The 21,224-nt window shown below is 65.3% G+C and carries 17 protein-coding genes; 7 read left to right on the forward strand and 10 right to left on the reverse strand.

Annotation, left to right across the window (positions count from 1 at the left end):
* Positions 1-227: 227 nt before the first annotated feature.
* Positions 228-557 (forward strand): hypothetical protein, encoded by a 330-nt coding sequence (locus tag ASB57_RS26870; RefSeq protein ID WP_156414281.1) that lies wholly within the window; start codon positions 228-230, stop codon positions 555-557.
* A gap of 90 nt (positions 558-647) precedes the next feature.
* Complete coding sequence (locus ASB57_RS26875) at positions 648-2,879, forward strand: DUF4344 domain-containing metallopeptidase (protein WP_082621857.1); 2,232 nt, start codon at positions 648-650, stop codon at positions 2,877-2,879.
* 165 nt (positions 2,880-3,044) lie between these two features.
* Here ASB57_RS26875 and ASB57_RS26880 read toward each other — a convergent pair whose 3' ends face one another.
* Entirely contained in the window at positions 3,045-4,781 is a 1,737-nt protein-coding gene (locus ASB57_RS26880; RefSeq protein WP_231755268.1) for an ABC transporter ATP-binding protein, read from the reverse strand.
* A 160-nt stretch (positions 4,782-4,941) separates the two neighbouring features.
* Here ASB57_RS26880 and ASB57_RS26885 point away from each other — a divergent pair, with 160 nt between their 5' ends.
* Positions 4,942-6,744 carry an ABC transporter ATP-binding protein gene (locus ASB57_RS26885; protein ID WP_057654945.1) on the forward strand — a complete coding sequence of 601 codons (1,803 nt, stop codon included), beginning with the start codon at positions 4,942-4,944 and terminating at the stop codon, positions 6,742-6,744.
* 12 nt (positions 6,745-6,756) lie between these two features.
* Here ASB57_RS26885 and ASB57_RS26890 read toward each other — a convergent pair whose 3' ends face one another.
* From ASB57_RS26890 to ASB57_RS26930, 9 genes are all read right to left on the reverse strand, one after another.
* Positions 6,757-7,209, reverse strand: coding sequence for a thiol-disulfide oxidoreductase DCC family protein (locus tag ASB57_RS26890; protein WP_057654946.1), 453 nt, complete (start codon positions 7,207-7,209; stop codon positions 6,757-6,759).
* Positions 7,202-8,347, reverse strand: coding sequence for a saccharopine dehydrogenase family protein (locus tag ASB57_RS26895; RefSeq protein WP_057654947.1), 1,146 nt, complete (start codon positions 8,345-8,347; stop codon positions 7,202-7,204). Before ASB57_RS26895 ends, ASB57_RS26890 begins: the two co-directional genes overlap by 8 nt.
* A 122-nt stretch (positions 8,348-8,469) precedes the next feature.
* A complete protein-coding gene (locus tag ASB57_RS26900; RefSeq protein WP_057654948.1) occupies positions 8,470-9,819 on the reverse strand; it encodes an NtaA/DmoA family FMN-dependent monooxygenase in 1,350 nt (449 codons plus the stop codon).
* A 15-nt stretch (positions 9,820-9,834) separates the two neighbouring features.
* A complete protein-coding gene (locus ASB57_RS26905; RefSeq protein WP_057654949.1) occupies positions 9,835-11,469 on the reverse strand; it encodes an ABC transporter ATP-binding protein in 1,635 nt (544 codons plus the stop codon).
* 24 nt (positions 11,470-11,493) lie between these two features.
* The gene (locus ASB57_RS26910; protein WP_057654950.1) at positions 11,494-12,345 is read right to left on the reverse strand and encodes an ABC transporter permease; all 852 of its coding nucleotides are present in this window, start codon (positions 12,343-12,345) and stop codon (positions 11,494-11,496) included.
* 10 nt (positions 12,346-12,355) lie between these two features.
* A complete protein-coding gene (locus ASB57_RS26915; RefSeq protein ID WP_197424845.1) occupies positions 12,356-13,402 on the reverse strand; it encodes an ABC transporter permease in 1,047 nt (348 codons plus the stop codon).
* A complete protein-coding gene (locus ASB57_RS26920) occupies positions 13,402-15,048 on the reverse strand; it encodes an ABC transporter substrate-binding protein (protein WP_082621858.1) in 1,647 nt (548 codons plus the stop codon). The genes ASB57_RS26915 and ASB57_RS26920 overlap by 1 nt, the downstream gene beginning before the upstream one ends.
* Before the next feature lie 155 nt (positions 15,049-15,203).
* On the reverse strand, positions 15,204-16,190 hold the full coding sequence (locus tag ASB57_RS26925; protein WP_057654952.1) for a tripartite tricarboxylate transporter substrate binding protein: 987 nt from the start codon (positions 16,188-16,190) through the stop codon (positions 15,204-15,206).
* Between the two features lie 86 nt (positions 16,191-16,276).
* Entirely contained in the window at positions 16,277-17,419 is a 1,143-nt protein-coding gene (locus tag ASB57_RS26930; RefSeq protein ID WP_057654953.1) for a mandelate racemase/muconate lactonizing enzyme family protein, read from the reverse strand.
* Between the two features lie 231 nt (positions 17,420-17,650).
* On the opposite strand from ASB57_RS26930, the gene ASB57_RS26935 reads away from it, so the two are divergent.
* From ASB57_RS26935 to ASB57_RS26950, 4 genes are all read left to right on the forward strand, one after another.
* A complete protein-coding gene (locus ASB57_RS26935) occupies positions 17,651-18,640 on the forward strand; it encodes a LacI family DNA-binding transcriptional regulator (protein WP_057654954.1) in 990 nt (329 codons plus the stop codon).
* An 87-nt stretch (positions 18,641-18,727) separates the two neighbouring features.
* Positions 18,728-19,618 (forward strand): ZIP family metal transporter, encoded by an 891-nt coding sequence (locus ASB57_RS26940; protein ID WP_057654955.1) that lies wholly within the window; start codon positions 18,728-18,730, stop codon positions 19,616-19,618.
* Between the two features lie 121 nt (positions 19,619-19,739).
* Positions 19,740-20,267, forward strand: coding sequence for a sigma-70 family RNA polymerase sigma factor (locus tag ASB57_RS26945; RefSeq protein WP_057654956.1), 528 nt, complete (start codon positions 19,740-19,742; stop codon positions 20,265-20,267).
* The gene (locus ASB57_RS26950; RefSeq protein ID WP_057654957.1) at positions 20,264-21,220 is read left to right on the forward strand and encodes a FecR domain-containing protein; all 957 of its coding nucleotides are present in this window, start codon (positions 20,264-20,266) and stop codon (positions 21,218-21,220) included. Before ASB57_RS26945 ends, ASB57_RS26950 begins: the two co-directional genes overlap by 4 nt.
* Positions 21,221-21,224 lie beyond the last annotated feature (4 nt).

The raw sequence follows: 21,224 nt of genomic DNA on the forward strand, positions 1-21,224 counted from the left end.
CGATAGCAGCACGCCGGGAGGGGCCGGTTCAGGACAGGATTTGGCGCGATTGAGCTGTAACAAATATTTATATTCGCGTTGATAGGCGGATTAATCGAATTCGCCCCTGAAGGCGTATGCCGCTAAGCGGTTTGTCAATTACAGTTACTAATATAAGCATGCGTTACCAGCGTGCTGCAAATGTAGACAAACTTGTTTCTGTCGCGATGTTATAAATCCGGCCCATCATGCAGAAATTTCTTAACCGATGGCGCTTGGCCCCCGCAAGCACTCTCGCCCCGGTCGTGGCGTTGTTATTTACCGCCGGTGCCGGCATTACCGCGGCGCAGGCCGCGACCAAGCTTCCCGACGATGTGCAAGCCTTTCTGCACCAGCAGGAGGAGTGTGAGCATTGGGCTGGGGAAGAGCCCTACGACGACGCTCGGGCCAAGGAAATCGCCAAGGCCATGGCGGATTTGCACTGCGACGATGCACGTAAGCAAGAACAGGAACTGCGGCGCCGTTATCCCAACGACCAGGCCGTTGTTGATGCGCTGAACGAGCGCGCTGATCAATAAAGCATTTCTGCCAGCAGTTTGAACAAAACGATTTGATTACAGGGCGCTTTGTGAGCGTCTTCGCCGGCCGACAGGCCGAGGAGTATTTCGATGAACTGGAATGACTTGGGCGGGGGCGCGGGACGAATCGCCCGTCGTATGACTCGTGGCACGGCACTGACGCTGGCGTTCGGGCTGACTGTCCTGTGCGCGAACCAGGCTTTCGCGGCGGACGCCGATCCACTCGGGCCCTTGCGGGGCGCGGAGAGCAAGCTGCTCAAAGGCTGGCAGGGCCGGGACTCGGGCCGCTGGTTCGTCCTGCAAAACGATGCCGAGAAGGAATCCGAGCAGACGCTGATGCTGAAGCCCGGTGTCGCGGGCAGCGCCGGCCGTTATCTCGGCGCCAGCGTGGCCGTCGATTCCAAGACGCCGTCGGCCTCCATCGGCCTGCTCGCCCGCAATACGAGCACGGGCGACCTGTGCCTGATGGAAATCACGGCGGTTGCCGACGCGAATCTGTTCTGCGTCGTCAAGGGCAGCAACATCAAGATCGCCAGCCAGCAGAAAGTGGCCAAGCTGGGCGGTAATGACTTCCTGCAGCTGGTCGAATCCAGCGATGGCGCGACCTTCTTCCTGAACGGCAAGCAGTTCGGCAGCGTTGAACCGAGCACGCTGGCCATCGACCAGGTGGGCGTGATGGCCTACAACACCGGCATGTTCGGTGTCGGCGACGTCAAGACCATGACGTTGGCGCAGGCCAAGCAGGCGGCCAGCCAGGCGTCCTCCGGCGGTTCGTCGGGCGGCGCGCAGGGCGGTGGCGCGCAGGCCGGTGGTTCGCAGCAGGGCGGCGGCGCCCAACAGGGCGGCGGCGGTGCAGGCAGGGGCAAGCCGGCTGGCGATCCTCCTGGTGTCGCGCTCAACCCCATGGAACAAAAGTTCGACGGCGTGGGTCCCATTCCGCAGTTCGACGGCACCACCATCCGCCGTGTGGCCGCTTATCTGGGTATCGCGCAGTCGGTCTTCATCCATGAGTTCGGCCACGCGCTGATCAACGAACTGGACTTGCCGTCGACCGGCCCGGAAGAAGACGCGGTGGATATCTATTCTGCCCTGCATCTGGTCGATCCCACGATCTATAAGGCCGACAGTGCCGACATCGACGCGATCGGTCGCGAGACCGCGATCTACGGCGCGCTGCAGTGGTATTACAGCGGCAAGATCAACGAGGCGAAAGGCAACGGCGAAACGCCCTGGCAGGACGAGCACACGGCCGACCTGAAGCGCTTCCGCAATTTCTTCTGCGTGATCTATGGCGGTAATCCCAAGGTCTTCGGCAACATCGCCAAAGGCACCGGCATCGACGACCGCACCTTGAGCCGCTGCACCGAGGAATACACCAAGCAGAACCGTGCCTGGCGGACCATCCTGGCGCCGTACACGCGTGTCGGCCCCTGGCATCCGGAAGGCACGCTGCCGGCGAACGCGCCGGGCGCCAAGATCACCGTGCGCTTCGAGCCGTCCAAGTACCGTGTCGGCAACTTCTTCCGCGCGGCGTTCGAGGAAGGCCTGCGCGGTAGCGTGGAAGACCTGGCCAAGACCTATGCGCTGCCCCGTCCGCTGACCGTCGTCTACCGCGATTGCGATCAGTTGAACGCGTGGTACAGCCGTCAGGATGCGAGCATCACCATGTGCTACAACCTGCTGGGCTATCTGGTGAACATGGTTTCCGACATCGAAATGAAGACGGTCGATGGTTGGGTCGTTCCTCAGAAAACCGGCGCGCCTGGTGGCGGTGCATCAAATGCCGGCGCATCGAACACCGGCGGTTCCAATACCCGTGCGGGTGATGACGCGAACGCGGCGCCCAGCCGTTCGCCGTCCGCGTCCGCGGGTAGTGTCGACGAAGCCAAGGATTTTGGCGTGCCGGCGGGGCTTGTGCTGTATCCCGCGCCTTATAAAGGCCCGACGCCGACCCGGAACCTGCGCGCCCAGGTGGTGACCACCGCGGAGTTGGCCTCGTTCCTGAAGTCCAGCGACGATGTCCTGCTGATCGACACCAGCAAGCTTGATCAGACCATTCCAGGGGCCATCCAGGTGCCCGACGCCGGCCGCGACGGCAGCTTGACGGACTCGTTCCAGGATCAATTGCTGGAATGGCTGGGGTCGAAGACCAAGGGCGACAAGAAGCTGCCGGTGGTTTTCTTCGGCACCGGCATCAACGACCGCTCTTCGTACAACGCTGCCCTGCGTACGGGCGCGGGCGGCTACAAGGCCTACTGGTACCGCGGTGGCCAGGAAGCCTGGGCCGCCGCCGGATTGCCCTTGAATAAGGTAGGCAGATAGGGCCCCCCCGTACCGCGCGGAGCGCGGCCCCCCAGGGGGCGGCACTGGCGGACCGGAGAAAGGACCCACCCCCACGCGCTCTGCGCGTCCCCCTCAAGGGGGCGGCACTGGCGGACCGGCAAAGCCGGCTCCGCTGTGCCTGCGATAGCGCGGCGCGGCGCGTTTCTAAGCTCCGCGTCGGGCCAGGACCTCATCGCGGGGGCCGGCGTCCACGACGCGGCCTGCTTCGAGCACCACCACGGTATCGAAGCGGGCCAGCAGGCTGGGACGGTGCACCGACGCGATGATGCAGGCGTTGGGGAACGCGGCGTCCATGCGGTCGAAGACGCGCCCCTCGGCCGTCGGATCCAGCGCGCTGGTGGGCTCATCCAGCAGCAGCACCGTGCTTCCCTGCGCGGCCAGCACGCCGCGTGACAGGGCCAGGCGCTGCCTTTGCCCGCCCGACAGATTGCCGCCCCGCTCATTCAGGGCGCTGGCCAATCCCGCCGGCATACGTTCCAGCACTTCGTCGAACACACCCGTGTGCACCGCGGACGCCAGCGCCGCCGCTTCGGCCGGCTCGCCGAAGGTCAGGTTCTCTTCCACGCTGGCTTCGAATACCTCGGCTTCCTGAGGGATCAGGGTCGCCAGGGTGCGCAATTGCCCCCAGTCCACCACCTGCCCATCACGCAGCAACTCCCCCTGCTGCGGCGGGTACAGGCCTGCCAGCGTCCGCAGCAGCGTGCTCTTGCCGCCGCCGCTGGGGCCGATCAGCGCCACCCGTGCGCCTCGTTGCAGGCGCAGGTCCACCCCATGCAAACCGCCGCGCGCGTCGTCGGCATAGCGCCAGGTGGCGCCGCGCAGCTCCAGGGTCTGCCAGGGCGCGTCGGGAATGATGGCCGGTACGGGCGCATCGGGGGCGCTGGGCGCCTGCCAGATCGGCTCCGAGCTGCCGTAGTCGGTATGCATGCGCGCGAAGCTCTGGAAGTTCGATGCCATGGCGCCGACGACCTGGGCCGCCTGTTGCGCGTACTGGTAGATCATGAAGACGGTACCCAGCAGAATTGCCTGGCCGGGCTGACGGTTCTGCAACACGTATTCCACCACCAGGATCCAGGTCAGCCCCATGCCCATGATGTCGACGGCGAACCACTTGCCTTCGTTGACCGTGACCGACCGCCGCAAGGGCACCATGATGGCGTCGATGCGGCGGCCCAGCAGTTTGCGGGACGCTGCCTGCAGGCGCAGGCCGATGATGGTGCCGGCGTTGCCGACGAAGTCCAGCAGCGCGGCCGCGTAGCGGCGCTCCTCGTCGTTCTCGGCGCGCGCGAGCTGCATCAGTGTGCGGTCGAAACGGAGGATGATGATGGCGATGATGACGTAGCCGCTGATGGCGATCGCGCCGCTGGCGGTGGACAGCAAGGCCAGGGCGACCAGGGGGCCGACGAAGTTGAAGATGCTTTGAAGGTAGCCGAACTGGTTCTGCGCGAAGTCGGACAGCGCGCGGCTGGACTGCACCACGCGGTGCTGCAATTCGCCGGAGTGCCTGCCGTCACGCCAGGCCAGCGGCGCGGACGCGATGCGGGCATACAGCTGGTCGGCCAGCCGCGTGCGCACCTTCACGGCCACATTGCGTTCCAGGATGCGGCCGGGGCCATGCAGGAACCAGGACGACAGATAAATCAGGACCAGGTAGACGATCCAGAGGCCGGCGGTGCCCATGTCGCCCTGCTGCAAGGCGTTGATGGCGTGGGACGCGAGCCAGGGCATGGTCAGCCTTAGCAGCTGCGCGCCCGAGAGCAGTCCCGCGGCGCCCAAGAGATTCAAACGGGCGCCCTTCGCGTGGCGCCAGAGGGCGGAATAGAGCTCGCGGGCAGCGCTGCCCAGGCCGATGGTGGGGGTAGGGGATGTGGTCTTGGTCACTAGCGGTTCCGGTGTTGGCGAGGGCGCGCGTCGATAGCTCCTTGCTGGGGGGGACTACCGGGGCGCGATCGGGCAAACAGGGTCTTAGCCTACTACACTGGGCGTTTGTCAGCAGCGGCCCTGCCGGATCGCGTAACGCTCGCAGTCAGCCCGAAACTCAATGAAACGTCTTGCCTTCTTCTCCACCCAGGCCTTGCAGGCGATCAGCCTGGTCTGGAGCACCTCCCGGGGCCTGTTCCTGGGCTTGATCGCCGCCACCATCGCCGCGGGCGCGTTGCCCGCCTGTGCCGCCTGGGTCGGGCAGCACATCGTCGACGCGGTGGTCGCCGCGATCCAGCTCCGCGGGCAGGGTGGCGACCCGCCGCTATGGCCCATGCTGCGCTGGGTCCTTCTGGAGGCGGGCATACTGATCCTGCTGGCCGCGATGCAGCGCGCGCTGTCGGTGCAGCAATCGCTGCTGCGGGTGCAGCTGGGGCAGAAGGTGAATCTGCTCATTTTGGAAAAAGCGCAGCAGCTGTCGCTGGTCCAGTTCGAGGACTCCGAGTTCTACGACCGCCTGGTGCGTATCCGCCGCGATGCGTCCACGCGACCGCTGTCGCTGATCATGAAATCGCTGGGGCTGGTGCAGAACCTGATCCTGCTGGCCAGTTTCGCGGTGCTGCTGCTGCATTTTTCGCCCTGGGTGTTGCTGCTGCTGGTCGCGGGCGCGCTGCCGGTGTTCGCGTCGGAGACCCATTTTTCGGGCAACGCGTTTCGTCTGTTCAGCCGGCGCGCGCCGGAGAGCCGCCAGCAGAACTACATAGAAAGCCTGCTGTCGCACGAGCAGAACATCAAGGAAGTGAAGATATTCGGCTTCGCACCCTTGCTGCTCAAGCGCTACCGGGATACCTATGCGCGCCTGTATGCCGAGGACAGGCGCCTGACCCTGCGCCGGGACGGCTGGGGTTTTCTGCTGGGGCTGTTCGGCACGGCCGCGTTTTACGGCGCGTACGCATGGGTGGCGATCGATACCGTGCGGGGCATGACCACCCTGGGTCAGATGACCATGTATCTCGCCTTGTTCCGGCAGGGCCAATCGGCGATCAGTTCCGGCTTGACGGCGATCAGCGGTTTGTACGAGGACGGCTTGTACCTGTCCAATCTGCACGAGTACCTGGCTTATCCCGTGACGCGGCAGACCGGGACATTGGTGGAAGGTGTCAGGCCCGGCGATGGCTTGCGCTGTGAGAACGTGGGTTTCACCTATCCCGGCTCCAGCGAACCTGCTTTGCGTGGCATCGACCTGCATCTGGCGCCCGGCCGCAGCCTGGCGCTGGTGGGCGAGAATGGTTCGGGCAAGACTACGATGATCAAGCTGTTGACGCGCCTGTATCGTCCTGACGAGGGCCGCATCCTGCTGGACGGCAGCGACGTCAACGATTGGCAGGAGGATGCCCTGCGCCGTCGTATCGGCGTCATCTTCCAGGACTTCATCCGTTATCAATTGCCCGTCAGCGAGAACCTTGGTGTCGGCGACGTGCAGGCCTTCAACGAAGAGGCGCGTTGGCGCGAAGCGGCCGGGCAGGGCGCGGCGGCGGAGTTCATCGAGCGGCTGGAACATGGCTATGCGACCCAGCTGGGGCGCTGGTTTGCCGGCGGTCAGGAGTTGTCCGGCGGGCAGTGGCAGAAGATTGCCCTGTCACGTGCCTACATGCGTCGTGACGCCGACATTCTGGTCTTGGATGAGCCGACCGCGGCGCTGGATGCGGCGGCCGAGGCGGAGGTCTTCGAACATTTCCGCAGGCATGCACAGGGCCGCATGACGCTACTGATCTCGCATCGCTTTTCCAGCGTCAGGAATGCCGATGAGATTCTGGTCCTGGAGCGCGGGCGCATCCTGGAGCGGGGCGATCATGCGGCCTTGATGGCTTTGCAGGGGCGCTATGCGCATCTGTTCGATTTGCAGGCGCGGGGATATCGCTAGCAGCGCGCAGCTCTACAGCAAGCGGCCACGCTGTTCGTCCGTCAGCAACGCACAGTATTCGGCCTTGCCGAACCAGCGGTAGCGGTTGCGGGCGACCAGGGCGTAGAGGCGATCGCGCAGGCCTTCGGGCAGGATGGCCGTTGCGCGGAACAGATGCCAGGGGCCGCCCAGGATCTTGCACAGTTCAAGGTATCCGCTTGTGGCGGTGTAGGCGCGGCCATTGGCGATCAGCAGATAGCTCTCGTCCATGATGACGCCGTAGTGCGCGTAGAGGGCCTGGCCCAGCGGCTCCTGCGCGGGCGCGAAATTCACGCGCGCCCGTTTGTCGTATTTCATCAGCCAGCTGGCGCCGCCGGAACACAGCACGCAGACGCCGTCGAAGACGAATAGGGGCTTGGTGTCATCGAAGGTCGGTACCGCCGCGTCCTGACGGTAGCTGTAGGCGGCTTTCGATACGTCAGGCATGGGTGGGCTCCCGAATGATCTGGATATCCAGGCCGACCAGCGCATTCAGATAACTGTCCAGGTCGATCAGGTCCACGCAAGGCTGGGCGCCTCGTTGCGGGATCTCGTTGCCGGACCAGCGGCGGGCAAGCAGGATGGCGGGGATGCAGGGGATGTAGGCGCCATGGCCGGCGCGCGCGACGATCATGAAGCGCCGTCGCAGCGGCGCGCCGTCGTGGCCGATGCCGTCCAGGATCATGTGGAAGCCGCTGCAGCCGCTGCCGAAACGGTTGAACAGGAAGGCGATGCGCAGAAGCGTGTCGGCGTACTTGTCCAGCGATCCGATCAGGCCCAGGCGCACTAGCGCGCCGCCCAGCCGGGTGCCATAGTGCAGTACCTTCAATTCATGGCCGGCGGCGAAGCGCATGGACTTGAGCGAGGGATAGCGTTGCGGGAATAGCGCCAGGTCGGGAATGTCGCAGTTGCCGAACAGACGCGACCCGAGCTGTGGATAAGTTTCGGCGTGGGTGTCCTCCCAGCCGTGGACGGTGGTCATTTTCCCGTCCCGCAACACGCGCAATGGTTTGCCGATATAACTGAGCACCGCGGCCGTGGTGGCCAGGCCGCGGTTGGTCTGTTGCGCGGTGGTGATGCCGTAGTCGACGCTATCCAGGCGCGCGAAGGCCGGCAATTCGTCATCGATCACGGCCGCCGTCAGGCAGGGCACGGAGCTGGCGCCGCCGACGACGAGCACGTCATTGGCACGCGCCTGCGCGTCCAGTTGTCCGATGTTGGCCACGAAATCCCGGGCGTCGGCCAGGTCGGCGTAATGGCAGCCCTGGGCGATACATGCCTGTGCGACGTGATAGTCCTGCGACTGAAAAGGTCCGCTGGTATGGATGACCACATCCGGCGCCAGCCGCCGCAGGCCCGCGGGCAAATCGACATCGATATCCAGTGCATGCGCCTCAGCTGGATTCGCCACAGCCACATTCGCTGCAGCCACATTCGCCGCCTTCAGCCCGGCAACAAAGTCCTCGGCCTTGCGCGCCGACCGCCCCGCGATCAGCAATTGAATGCGCGAATCCCCCGCCAGATTCCGCGCGATATACCCGCCGAAATTCCCGTACCCACCGATGATCAAGACCCTGCAAGTCATATTTCCTGGCCACCGTACGGGAGTGGCAATGTGTATGAGCCGACGCGGCGTGCAGAAATAGTAACCGACGCAAGGCTTTGCAGAATCCGGGTTGGGCTGGCCCTGGCCTGAGCTCTGCGCCGCTACCTGCGCGGCTCGGGCAATCCCAGTCGTTCCCTGATCGTCCCGCCCTTGTACTCCGTGGGGATGGTTCCCGCGGCGCGGAGCAGGGGGATGACGCTGCGGTTGAACTCGGAGATGCCGTCAGGAAGGACAGGGATGTGAATGTTGAAACCGTCGACGGCGCCGCTGCGCCACCAATCGATGATGGTGTCGGCGACGTCCTTGGGCGTGCCGACCGCCAGGCGGTGGCCGCCATCCACAAGGCGGACCAGCTGGCGTGGGGTCAACGGCTCCGCGCGCGTCAGCTCTTCGAATGAGCGTGAGAACCCCACGGGCCGGGCCTGGTCCTGCGTGTAGCTGAACAAGGCCGGGTCGATGACGGTGTCGGGGTCCAGGGCCGCGATCGCCGGGATGGCCACCCGTTTCAGGAAGTCCCTGATCAAGGCATCCTCGCCACCCTCGCCATGCAGGGCTTCATGCTTGCGATAAGCATCCTCGCGCGTTTCGCCGAGCACGACGACCAGCCCCGGCATCAGGCGGATACCGTCCGGATCGCGATCATGCGCCACCGCCCGCTCCTTCAACGCCGCCTTATAGTCGAACGCGGCCTGCTTGTTGAACAGCGACGCATACACGATGTCCGCATGTTTGGCGGCCAGGTCTATGCCGGCATCCGACGCGCCGGCCTGCGAGATGACGGGATGCCCCTGCGGCCCCGCGGGCACATTCAACGGCCCGGTCACATCGAAGAACTCGCCGTGGTGGTCGATCTTGCGGGCGCTGCCGTCATCCCACAGCCTTTCCGCCGGCGCTTCACCCGCCGGCGTGTCCCAGCTCAACCACAGCTTCTTCACCACCTGCACGAACTCATCGGCGCGCCGATAGCGTTCGGCCCGCGGCGGCAGCGGCGCCGCGCTGAAATTCGCCGCGATGTCCGGATTGAAGCTGGACACCACGTTCCAGATCACCCGGCCACCGGAGATATTGTCCAAGGTGGCCAGCCGCCGCGCCAGGTTGTAGGGCGAGTTATACGAAGAAGAGGCCGTCAACAGGAAGCCGATATCCGGCACCTGCGCCGCGATCGCCGAGAACAGCACGGTGGGATCGAAGCTGTGCAAGGGACGGCTGGTGTTGTCACGCTGCAGGGCCGGATGATCGGACACGAAAACGATATCGAAGCCGCCCTCGTGCGCCAGCTGCGCGGACCGCAAGTAGTGATCGTAGCGGTTGAAACGGGTCCAATCCGTGTCCGGCCACTTCCAGGACTTGCCGGCCGAACCGGTACTGTTGACGGCGACGCTGAGAAACAGCGGGCGCTGGGGACCAGATGAACGATGCGAACGGGTGGCGCTGGCTGCCGCGTGGGTCACGAACCTCTCCGGTATTCATTGAACGGTGGCCGCTGCCGATGCAGCCGCCAGGAATGTCTCATGCTCACGCAGGCGCTTGCCCGGCGTGGCGTCGAGCAGGACGCGCGTGTAGGGATGCTGCGGTTGATCGAAGACCCGCCGAGTCGGCCCCGTCTCGATCAGGCGTCCCTGCCGCAATACGGCCACGGAATCCGACAGGGACCGCACCAGTTCCAGGTCATGCGAGATGAACAGATAGGTCAATTTCAAGTCTTGCTGCAGGCGCGCCAGCAGGTCGATGATGCGGCCCTGCGTCACCACGTCCAGTGCCGACAAGGCTTCGTCCAACACCACGATGCGCGGCCGCGGCGCCAGGGCGCGCGCGATGGCCACGCGCTGCTGCTGGCCGCCGGATAGTTCACGCGGCCGGCGTCCGGCCACGGAGCGCGGCAGTCCAACCTGATCCAGCAGCTCCGCGACCAACTGGGGCCGGCGCGCCCGATTGTCGATGTCGAAAGCCTGCAAGGGCTCGCCTATGATCTGCTCGATGGTCAGGCGCGGGTCCAGCGATACCTGGGGATTCTGATGCACCAGTTGTATGTGCCGCCAGATCTCCCGCTGCGCCGCCCCCGCGAGATTCGTCGCCTCCCGGCCCGCCACGCGTACGCTGCCGGCGTTCGGCCGGGCCAGACCCAATACAAGACGCGCGATGGTCGACTTGCCCGACCCGGATTCGCCCACCAGCGCGAAGGTGCTGCCCGCGGCCACGGAGAAGGACACCATATCCACCGCCTTGAACTGCTGGCCCGAACCGTGCGCATAGATCTTGCTCAAGCCGACGACTTCCAGCGCGGGCGGGGAAGCTGCCGGTTCCGCCCGTTGCGCGATGGCGCGCAGCTTGAACGCCGAGCCGACCAGATCCCGGGTGTACTGATGCCTGGGCTTGAATACCAGGTCCTCGATCGCCCCGCTTTCCAGTATCTGCCCGTTGCGCATCACGATGGCGCGCTGCGCGTGGTCGCAGGCAACCGCCAGATTGTGGGTGACGAACAGCACGGCCACGCCAGTCTTCCTGGCCAATCGATCGAAGACTTCCAGCACCTGCTTTTGTACCGTGACATCGAGCGCGCTGGTCGGCTCGTCCGCGATCAGCAGCTTGGGCCGCAAGCCGAAGGCAATCGCGATCAGCACGCGTTGCTTCATCCCGCCGGAAAGCTCATGCGGGTACTGAAGCAAGCGTTGTTCGGGGTTGTCGATGCCCACCAGTTCCAGCAGCGCCGCGGCTTCTTCACGTAGCTGCGCGCGTGTCCATTGGCGCTTCGACGCCTGCAGCTTGAACACCTCGGCGACCTGGGCGCCTATGGTCTGTACCGGATTCAGGGACGTGGCCGGATCCTGGGGCACCAGCCCCACGACACGCCCACGCAATCCGACCAGCTCGCGTTCGGACAGCGTGGTGATGTCCTGCCCCGCCAGCCTTATGCTGCCGCCCGCGATGCGCGCGGTCTTGGGCAACAGGCCGATGACCGCCTTGCTCAACGTCGACTTGCCGGAACCGGATTCGCCGATGACGGCGACGATCTCGCCGCCGGCGATGGACAGCCGCGCATCGTCAACGGCGGGTTGCGCGTTGCTGCGGTACCGGATGGTCAGGTTTTCGATCTCTAACAATGGCGTCGCCTTACGGTGAAATGCTCAGATCCGGAACCTGCGTTGCAAGAGCCGGCTGACGCGGGACACGGCCAGTACGGTGCAGAGCACGACGATGCCTGGCAGGGTGGTCAGCCACCATGCCCGGGCCAGATAGTCACGTCCTTCGGATAGCAAGGTGCCCCATTCCGGTTGCGGCGGTGGCGCGCCATAGCCGAGGAAGCCCAGGCTGGCGATGCTCAGGATCGTGGAGCCCAGTTCGGTGGGAATCAGGGCGATGATCGGACCCGCCGAGTTCAGCAGGATGTGCCGGAAGAAAACGGCCGCGGGCCTGGCGCCCGACATGCGCGCCGCGTCGACGAAGTCCAGCTGCACGACGCGCAGTGCCTCGCCGCGCGCCACGCGCGCGAAGGGTGCGATGGCGCCTATCCCCACGCCGATGGCGATCTTCTCGGTCCCGGGCCCGAAGGCGGACACGACGCACAGGGCAATCAGGAAACCCGGGAAGGCCAGCAGCACGTCCACGATACGCATCAGCACGGCGTCCACCGCCCCCCGTGCCACGCCGGCAATGACGCCAATGGTGGTGCCGACGGTGAGCCCGATGGCGGTGCCGATGATCGCGCCATACACCGTATTGTGGGTGCCGTGCACGACCCGTGTGAACGTATCGCGGCCGGCCCGATCGGTGCCGAACCAGTGCTGCAGACTCGGTGGCAGGAATTTCTCCGCCGCGTTGCCTACCAAAGGATCGGCCGTGGTGAACCAGCCGGGCAGCAGGGTCCACAGCACGACGATGGCCAACAGGATCAAGGCCAGGGCGCTCAAGGCATCCGCGGCGGTCAGTGCCGAAAACTGGATGCGTCTGGCGGGAAGGCTCCGCGTAAGGAATGGCATGGACTTTCCCTCAGGCCCGCGCCGCGCCCGGCGTGAGCAGGATTCTCGGATCGAGTACCGGGTAGAGCAGGTCGATAAGCAGGTTCACCACCACATACACCGCCGCGATGATCAGGATGAAGCCTTGCACCAGCGAGGAATCGTGCTGCGTGACGGCGGTCTGCAAGGCCCGCCCCACACCCGCGCGGGCGAACACCGTCTCGGTAACGACGGTCCCGCCGACCAGGGTGCCAAGGATGTGCCCGGCCACCGTCAAACCCGGCGCCGCTGCATTGCGAACTACGTGGCGAAAGAACACCCAGTAGCGGCCGGCGCCTTTGGCGCGGACGACGTCGATGAACTCGCTGGCGTAGACGGTCTCCACGCTCTTGAGCAGCACCTGCGAGAAGGCCGCGGACAATGGCAAGGCCAGGACGATGGCCGGCACCAGTATCGACAGGAAACTGCCGTCCGGGAATATCGAGATCAGGTGCAGCCGAAATGACAGCACCGTCAGCACCACGATGCCCACCCAGAACACGGGCGCGGCGGCGAACAGCGGCGGTAGCAGGACGACGAACTCGCGCAGCCAGCGCCAGCGCCCCAGCGACGCCGTGATGACAATGAGGGTGGTCACCAGCAAGGCCGCACAGAAGGCCATAGCCGCCAGGCGCAAGGTAGGGGGCGCGGCGTCGCTGATGGACTGGACGACGGTTTGCCCTGTGCTCATCGAATAGCCCAGCTCGCCCTGCACCACATGCCCAAGCTGGATGAAATAGCGGGCCACCACGTTCTGGTCGAAGCCGTAATACAGCTTCATCTGCTCGACGGTCTTGGCATCGACGATGCCGGATTCGCCCGCGGCCAGCTGGACGATGGGATTGACCGGCAGGAAGGAGATCGCGACGAAGACCAGCGTATAGGCCAGCCACAGCACCGCCACGGCCTGGACGACCCGCGACAACACGTATCGGGCCAGGCGTTGTGCGCCACTGCCTTGCAGGTCGACCGCTGCCCCGAACCGGGCGGGGGCAGCTGCTTCCAGGGTGTCGCGGTCGCCAACCGCGCGGTCCGTCATCAGGCCTTCTTCCAGGCGTTGTAGAAATCCGGATAGGTTTGCGCCAGGAACGTCAGGTGGACATCGGGCGATGCACCATAGGTCTGCGCCTCCTCGAAGTAGGCAATCACGTAAGCGCCCTTGTGCAGCGCCTTCTGCTGTTCGATCTGGACTTTCCTGAACTCGGCTTCGTCCTCGGCCTCGAGTTCACGCTGATAGAGCGCGGTGAGCTCCGGCGGGGACGCCAGCAAGGATGTATTGCCGGTATCGGAGAAGAATTGGCCCAGTGAAATGATGGACGTCCGGCTGACCATGATAGGCACATTGACGTCCTGGTTGGCCTTGGCGGCATACGCGGGGTCATTGCGGACGTCGAGCAATATCCCCAGTTCCTTGCGCCATTGCTGGGCGATGAACTCCCACGCGGGTCCCAGGGCCACCTGTTGCGCGCTCTGCGGCACCGACAATTGCAGCTTCTTGCCCTCCTTGGCGCGGATGCCGTCGGCGCCGCGCGTCCAGCCAGCCTGCTCCAGCAGATCGCGTGACTTGCCGGGATCGTAGGCGAACTCGTGCGACAGATCGATGGCGTTCGGATTGTTGGCGTTGAGGATGGAGATTGGCGGCGGATACCGCGGTGTCAGTGCGTCGCGCGACAAGGCCACTCTATCGATGCCATGCACCAGGGCCTGGCGCACGCGCAGGTCCTTGGTGAATTCATTGTTCACCCGCAAGGCAGCGAAGTTGGAGCTGCCCAGCGGCGGCGCGTAGGCCAGCAACTGATAGCCGCTCTCCAGTATCGTGCCTTCGTCCGCGGGCTGGATGCCGCGCGCCACGTCCACCTGCTTGGACAGCAACGCGCCGGTGCGCAGCCCGACCTCGGGCAACACCTGCCACACGATCTTGTCGAGATAGGCCTCGCCCTGATTGGGCGAACCGCCCGGCGCCCAGGCATAGCCGGTGCGACGCACGAACGTGGCGCCCTGGCCGGGCACGTAAGACTCAAGAACGAAAGGCCCCGCGCCGATGCGATTCTGGGGCAGCCCGGCTTCTTCCAGCGTGAGCGCCAGCGTCTTTTCGGCCAACAGAGCGGAATTGACGCGTGTCACGTCGCGCAGGAATTGCTGATTGGGTTTGTTCAGCACGATGGTCACGACATCGCCATCCACTTCAACGCGCTCGAAGCCCCGCGCGATTTGCGGATGGACGGGAATGCGCAGCTTTTCATTGCCGCGGCCGAACTGTTCGTAGTTCCTGGCCACGACCTGCGGCGTCAGCGCCGTGCCGTCGCTGAACGTGATGCCCTTGCGGATCTTGAACCAGAAGCGCGTGTTCTCCGGGTTCTTGCCCCATTGCTCCGCCACCCACGGCGCGAAGGTTTTCTTGTAGGGGTCGAAGTACAGCAGGAAGACATTGGTCGGACCGGTGACGATGCCGGAGCTGTACGAACCCAGTCTTTGGTTCTGCCAGCTGGCCACGGCTTCGGTGTCGGAGAACACCAGCGTGCCGCCGCGGACCGGCGGACCCGAAGGGCCCGTGAATGCGGGCGCGGGTGCCGTTGTTTTCGCGCCGTCCGCCGCATACGCGCGCGTCGCGCTCATCAGGAACGGGCTGCCGAAAGCAGCGGCTCCCACTCGAAGAAAACGCCGCCGATCTATCGTTTGCGCCATAGCCCTCACCGTGATGTTCGCAACTGTGTGTCGTGCCACCGGCTTGCGCTCGGTGGCACCATCATCGGCTTATGCTACTGACGAACGTTTCAATCCTATAGGAAATAGATGCTATTTGATTATGTCGCGCGCCCGTGTCTGGCGCGCTGACATCATCAGTTCGTCGTGATGTGACCCACCTCGATCACGCGCTTCCAGCGGTCGTATTCTTCGGCCTGGAACTTGGTGAATTGCTCGGGCGTGTTGCCGACGATCTCGAAGCCCAGTTCAAGCAGCTTGGGCTTGATGCTGGGGTCGTTGAGCGCCGCGACGATGGCGCCGCGCAGCTTGTCGCGTATGGCCACGGGCAAGCCCTTGGGCGCGGCGAATGCTTGCCACGACGTCACCGTCACGCCCTTGAAACCCAGTTCTTCCATGGTGGGCACGTCGGGCAGCAGGGGCGAACGCTTGGCGCTGGTGACCGCCAGGGCACGCAGCTTGCCGGCCTGGATGTGGGTCAGACACGTGTTGATGTTGGAGAACGACGCATCCACCTGGCCGCCCAGCAGATCGACGATGGCCGGCGCGCCGCCCTTGTACGGGACGTGCGTGCCTTCGGTCTTGGTTTCCTGCCAGAACAGCGCGGCCGTCAGGTGATCCGACGTGCCGTTGCCCGCCGACGCGAACGTCATCTTGCCGGGATTGGCCTTCAGATACTCCATCACGTCTTTCAAGGAATGGAAGTTCGACTTCGCATTGACGACCAGGACATTGGGAGCCTGCACGGCAACGGTGATGTAGTCGAAGTCCTTGCGTGCATCGTAGCCGGCGTTGGACACCAGATGCGGCGAGATGACGAAGGGTCCCAGGGACGACACCAGGATGGTGCTGCCGTCAGGCGCGGCGCGCTTGGCCTGCGCGGCACCAGTCGTACCGCCGGCGCCCGGCTTGTTTTCCGTGAGGAAGGTGCCGCCCAATTTCTCGCCCACCTTCTGCGCGACGGCGCGCGCGATGAAGTCGGTGGAACCGCCGGGCGGGAAGGGCACCAGGAACGTGACGGGTTTATTGGGCCATGCTGCTGCCGCTGCATCGGCGGCGTTGGCGATAGCCGGAGCGGCAAGCGTCACGCCAAGCGCGAGCAAGGTGGTCAAAAGGCGTTTCATCGGTTTGTCTCCTCAATGGCGTCGTTGCGCCGGGATATTTGATAGACCCCGTTTTGCACGGGGTTTGCAGCACTGCGAACAGCTGTCTATGCGCGCTTGCCCACCTCCACTTGCTCGCGGGTCCAGGCGCGGGCCTGGTCGGTAAGCGTCAGTCCCAGGCCGGGACGCTGGGGCACCAGCATGCGTCCGTCGCGGGTTTCCAGGCGTTCATGGAACAGCGGCTCCAGCCAGTCGAAGTGCTCGACCCAGGGCTCGGTGGGATAGATCGCCGCCAGATGCACGTGCAGCTCCATCGCGAAGTGCGGCGCGAGCATCAGCCCGGCTTGATCGGCTTGCGACAGGATCTTGAGGAAGGGCGTGATGCCGCCGACGCGCGGGGCGTCGGGCTGGATGTAATCGGCGGCGCGATGGCGGATGAGATCGCCATGTTCCGCGGCGCTGGTCAGCATTTCGCCGGTGGCGATGGGCGTGTCGAAGGACGCGGCCAGGGCGGCGTGGCCTTCATGGTCGTACGCGTCCAGGGGCTCCTCGATCCACACCAGATCGAATTGCTCGAAGACGCGGCACATGCGCTGCGCCGTCGGACGGTCCCATTGCTGGTTGGCGTCGACCATCAAGGGCACGTGGTCGCCAAGGTGCTTGCGCACGGCTTCGACGCGGCGGAGGTCCAGTTGGCGGTCGGGTTGGCCCACCTTCAGCTTGATGCCGCCGATGCCTTTTTCACGGGACGCCGATGCATTCACCAGCAACTGCTCGGTGGGCGTATGCAGGAAACCGCCCGACGTGTTGTAGCACTGCACGGAGTCGCGATACGCCCCCAGCAGCTTGGCCAGGGGCAGATTGGCGCGACGAGCCTTGAGGTCGTACAGCGCCACGTCGAAAGCGGCGATCGCCTGGGTCGACAAGCCGCTGCGGCCTACCGACGCGCCCGCCCAAGCCAGCTTGACCCACAGGCGGCCGATATCGCTGGGGTCTTCGCCCAGCAGCACCGGCGCGATTTCCTTGGCATGCGCGAACTGGCCCGGGCCGCCCGCGCGCTTCGAATAGCTGATGCCCAGGCCTTCATGGCCGTCCTTGGTCTGCAGTTCGACGAACAGCAGCGCCACTTCCGTCATCGGTTTCTGCCGGCCCGTCAGCACCTTGGCGTCGCTGATGGGCGTGGCCAGCGGCAGATAGACGGAAGAAATGCGCATCCAGCTGATGCTGTCAGGGGCGAGGGGCTGGTTCATGAGGGTCTCCTGAGGGTCTGGCGTCGTCCTGGAAAAGACGATATGGACAACGTTGTCATTTTTGGGGAAAAAGCAGCACCGGACTCTTTGTCCACGCAGGAACGGCACATTCGCCTTCCTCGGGCCACAACAGCGCGGTGCATCTTCGGGAAAAATGATAACGTTGTCCAATTGCGCCAACAACCCCGGCAAGCATCGGGGAATACCCTTAATTCCGGTTCAGTACCTTCCATGAAGCAGAAGTCGATCACCCTGCACGATGTCGCTCGCAAAGCAGGGGTGTCCTTGATCACCGCGTCGCGCGCCCTGGGCAATCCCGGGCGCGTGTCCGCGGCGACGGTGGCCCGCGTGCAGGCCGCGGCCGAGGCGATTGGCTACATCCCCAATCTGCTGGCGGGTGGACTGAAGTCGCGCCGCAGCCGCATGATCGCCGCCCTGGTGCCCATCATTTCGGTGCAGCAGTTTCTGCCCACCATCGAAGCGCTGACCGAACAACTGGATCGCGCCGGCTACCAGCTTCTGTTGGGGCAGACGGGCTACGACCGGGCCCGCGAAGCCGACCTGCTCAACACCATGGTGGGACGGCGAGTCGACGGCATCGTCATGGCCGGCCTGCTTAGCGATACGCAGGCCGGCGCTCACGTGCGCGCGGCCGGCATCCCCCTGGTGGAGACCTGGGACATCACCGAGAACCCCTTCGACATGCTGGTCGGCTTCTCCCATCTGGACGTGGGCCGCGCTGTCGCGGATTACTTCCTGTCCAAGGGTTGGCAACGGGTCGGCGCGGCCACGGGCGATGACCAACGCGCGCTGGTGCGGCGCCAGGGCTTTGCCGAGGGCATGGGGTATGACGTCCCTACGGCCGTCGTGCCGGCGCCCAGCAGCGTCGGCTCCGGGCGGCAGGCCGGGGCCGAGCTTTTGCGCCAGCGTCCCGGCCTGCAAGCGATCTTCTGCAGCTCCGATACCCTGGCGGAAGGCGTGCTGACCGAGGCGCGCGTGCAGGGCCTGCGCGTGCCGGAGGACCTGGCGGTCTGCGGGTTTGGCGGCACGCCGTTCTCGGCGCACATTGCCCCCACGCTGACCACCGTGCATGTCGACGGCGCCCGTATCGGCGCGGAAGCGGGCCGCATTCTGCTGGAGCGATGTAGGGGCGAGACGCCGGCGCAGTCGTTCATCGATGTTGGTTTTCGCATCATCGAAAGAGAATCGACCCGCGCGTAAAACGGCGTCTTGCCCCGCTTGCTCCGGACAAAAGTCTGGAGCATGACCATTGCCATATACTGGTTTGCCGCGTGGGGGGCGCTAAAAATGAATACGCAGATCCGTTCTCTGGTTGGAACAGGTGCAGGCAAGGCCCTGCTTGTCGTAGGCGGTTTGCTCGCCGTCCTGGGCGCATGGGCACTCTGGTCGGCATTGGCCGACAGCTATCCACAACTGGCCAATGCGTGGCTATGGGGACTGGTCGCCGCGGGGGCCACCGCCGCGGGCACCGTGCCGGTCCTTTTTTCCCAACGCTTGTCCGAGCGGGTGCAAGACACCATGTTCGGCTTCGGCGCCGGCGTGATGCTGGCGGCTTGCGCCTTCTCGCTGGTGGCGCCCGGCATCGCCGCTGCGCGCGACCTGGGAGCGGGCCCCTGGTCGGCCGGCTTGACCGTGGGTTGCGCCATCCTGTTGGGCGCGGCGGCCTTGCTGTGGCTGGAGCACGCCATTCCGCATGAGCATTTCATCAAGGGCAAGGAAGGCCGCGATGGCCGCATGCTCAAGCGCACGTGGCTATTCGTCTTTGCGGTGATGCTGCATAACCTGCCCGAGGGGCTGGCCATCGGCGTCGGCTTCGGCGGCACCGATCCGCTGCGCGCCGGCGCGCTGGCCACGGGCATCGCCATCCAGGACGTGCCGGAAGGCCTGGTGGTGGCGGTGGCCTTGCTGGCGGCAGGCTACAGCCGGGTATTCTCGGTGACGCTGGGTATGGTGTCGGGCTTGATCGAACCGGTAGGCGCGCTGGCAGGCGCCGCCGTGATGGTCTGGTCCACCGTGCTGCTGCCCTGGGGCCTGGGTTTCGCGGCGGGCGCCATGTTGTTCGTGATCAGCCACGAGATCATTCCGGAATCCCATCGCAAGGGCCACGAAAACTATGCGACGGGCGGCTTGATGCTGGGCTTCGTGCTGATGATGCTGCTGGATACCGCGCTGGCTTGAGCGCGCTGCGCCCGAGCCTGATGGCCGCCAAGGGGCAGGGCGCGCGCCACTGACTTGCGAATCCATTACCGAATAAACGATAATGGTTCTCAATATTGGTTGTTCTCGCCGGCCTGCCCGCATGTCTCTTCCTCCGTCCGACCCGGCCGCCGCGGCTTCTTCCTCGGTGGCGACTCTCTATGCCGAGCACCGGGGCTGGCTGCATACCTGGCTGCGCCGCCGCCTGGGCTGCACCCACGACGCGGCCGACCTGACCCAGGACACTTTTCTGCGCCTGATGACGGGACGGCAGATTCAAGCGCTGCGAGAACCCCGGGCCTTTCTGACCACGCTGGCCCGGCGTGTGTTGATCGACTTCTGGCGTCGCCGCGAGCTGGAACGCTATTACCTCGACAGCCTGGCTGCCCTGCCCGAAGCGCATGCCCCCTCGGAAGAGGCGCGGGCGCTGGTGCTGGAGGCCTTGGCGCAAATCGACAAGCTGTTGGGACGTCTGCCCGCCAAGGCGCGCGCGGCATTCCTGTTGAGCCAGCTGGATGGATTGAGCTACGCGGAGATCGCCGTGCAACTGGGCGTGGCCGAGATCAGCGTGCGCCGCTATATGAAGCAGGCCATCGTCCTGTGCGTGGCCGCGCGCCAGGAACTGCCATGAAGCGCCCCGGCCAGGATGTGCTCGACCGCGCCGTCGACTGGATGGTGCTGATGGAGTCGGGGCGGGTCAGCCGCGACGAGGCCACGCGCTTTCAGGAATGGCTGGCCGGCGATGCGCGCCACGAGCACGCCTGGCAGACCGTCACCGCCGCGGTGGGCGATGCCTTGGGCTCCGTCCGTGGCGGCCAGGACGGGGCGCGGCACGCCGCGGTGGCAAGCGCTGCCTTGCGGCGTCCGCCGGCGCGCCGCAAATGGATGCTGGGGGCGGTGGCGCTGCTTGCCGCGGGCGGTACCTATGGCGTCCACAGGCAGATGCCCGTGAACCTGCTGGCCGCGGATCTGCGCACGGGAACCGGCGAGCGGCGCCGCTTCGAGCTGGAAGACGGCAGCACCATCGACTTGAATGCCCGCTCCGCCGCCAACCTTGCCTTCAGTGCCTCCGAACGGCGTCTGCGCCTGCTGGCCGGCGCCATGGTGGCCGATGTGCGCAACGATGAACGGCCTTTCGTCGCGGCCAATGATGACGGCGAGGTCCACACCCAGCAAGGTGTGTTCGCGCTGTCCCAGGACGAATCCGGTTCGACGGTGACCGTGTTGCGGCAGCAGGTCGTCGTCTGGGCGGGCGGCCTGCAACTGCCTTTGGCCGCCGGCCACGCCTTGCGCTTCAGCGCCAATGACGTCGGGCCGGTGCGCGATGCATCCGAGGACGCCGCCGCCTGGCGCCAGGGCATGCTGTTCGTGCGCGACGAGCCGCTGGAGAACGTCATCGAGTCGCTGCGGGCCTACCGGCGGGGCTGGCTGCGCATCAGCCCGGAAGCGGGCAGGCTGCGCGTCATGGGCGCATTTTCGCTGGACGACAGCGACGCCACCCTCGATGCCCTCAGCCAGACCCTGCCTATCGTCGTCCGCCGCCATGGCGGCTGGCTCGTGACGATAGACATGCGCGGCGCATGATCGC

The organism is Bordetella sp. N, assembly GCF_001433395.1.
In the GTDB taxonomy this organism is placed as follows: domain Bacteria; phylum Pseudomonadota; class Gammaproteobacteria; order Burkholderiales; family Burkholderiaceae_B; genus Bordetella_C.

What these genes read in the sequence shown, in the direction of transcription:
- ASB57_RS26940 (WP_057654955.1), top strand. Translation starts at nt 18,728, where the DNA reads ATGAATACGCAGATCCGTTCTCTGGTTGGAACAGGTGCAGGCAAGGCC.
- ASB57_RS26885 (WP_057654945.1), top strand. Translation starts at nt 4,942, where the DNA reads ATGAAACGTCTTGCCTTCTTCTCCACCCAGGCCTTGCAGGCGATCAGC.
- ASB57_RS26925 (WP_057654952.1), bottom strand. Translation starts at nt 16,190, where the DNA reads ATGAAACGCCTTTTGACCACCTTGCTCGCGCTTGGCGTGACGCTTGCC.
- ASB57_RS26945 (WP_057654956.1), top strand. Translation starts at nt 19,740, where the DNA reads ATGTCTCTTCCTCCGTCCGACCCGGCCGCCGCGGCTTCTTCCTCGGTG.
- ASB57_RS26910 (WP_057654950.1), bottom strand. Translation starts at nt 12,345, where the DNA reads ATGCCATTCCTTACGCGGAGCCTTCCCGCCAGACGCATCCAGTTTTCG.
- ASB57_RS26915 (WP_197424845.1), bottom strand. Translation starts at nt 13,402, where the DNA reads ATGACGGACCGCGCGGTTGGCGACCGCGACACCCTGGAAGCAGCTGCC.
- ASB57_RS26930 (WP_057654953.1), bottom strand. Translation starts at nt 17,419, where the DNA reads ATGAACCAGCCCCTCGCCCCTGACAGCATCAGCTGGATGCGCATTTCT.
- ASB57_RS26935 (WP_057654954.1), top strand. Translation starts at nt 17,651, where the DNA reads ATGAAGCAGAAGTCGATCACCCTGCACGATGTCGCTCGCAAAGCAGGG.
- ASB57_RS26920 (WP_082621858.1), bottom strand. Translation starts at nt 15,048, where the DNA reads ATGGCGCAAACGATAGATCGGCGGCGTTTTCTTCGAGTGGGAGCCGCT.
- ASB57_RS26875 (WP_082621857.1), top strand. Translation starts at nt 648, where the DNA reads ATGAACTGGAATGACTTGGGCGGGGGCGCGGGACGAATCGCCCGTCGT.
- ASB57_RS26870 (WP_156414281.1), top strand. Translation starts at nt 228, where the DNA reads ATGCAGAAATTTCTTAACCGATGGCGCTTGGCCCCCGCAAGCACTCTC.
- ASB57_RS26890 (WP_057654946.1), bottom strand. Translation starts at nt 7,209, where the DNA reads ATGCCTGACGTATCGAAAGCCGCCTACAGCTACCGTCAGGACGCGGCG.
- ASB57_RS26895 (WP_057654947.1), bottom strand. Translation starts at nt 8,347, where the DNA reads ATGACTTGCAGGGTCTTGATCATCGGTGGGTACGGGAATTTCGGCGGG.
- ASB57_RS26950 (WP_057654957.1), top strand. Translation starts at nt 20,264, where the DNA reads ATGAAGCGCCCCGGCCAGGATGTGCTCGACCGCGCCGTCGACTGGATG.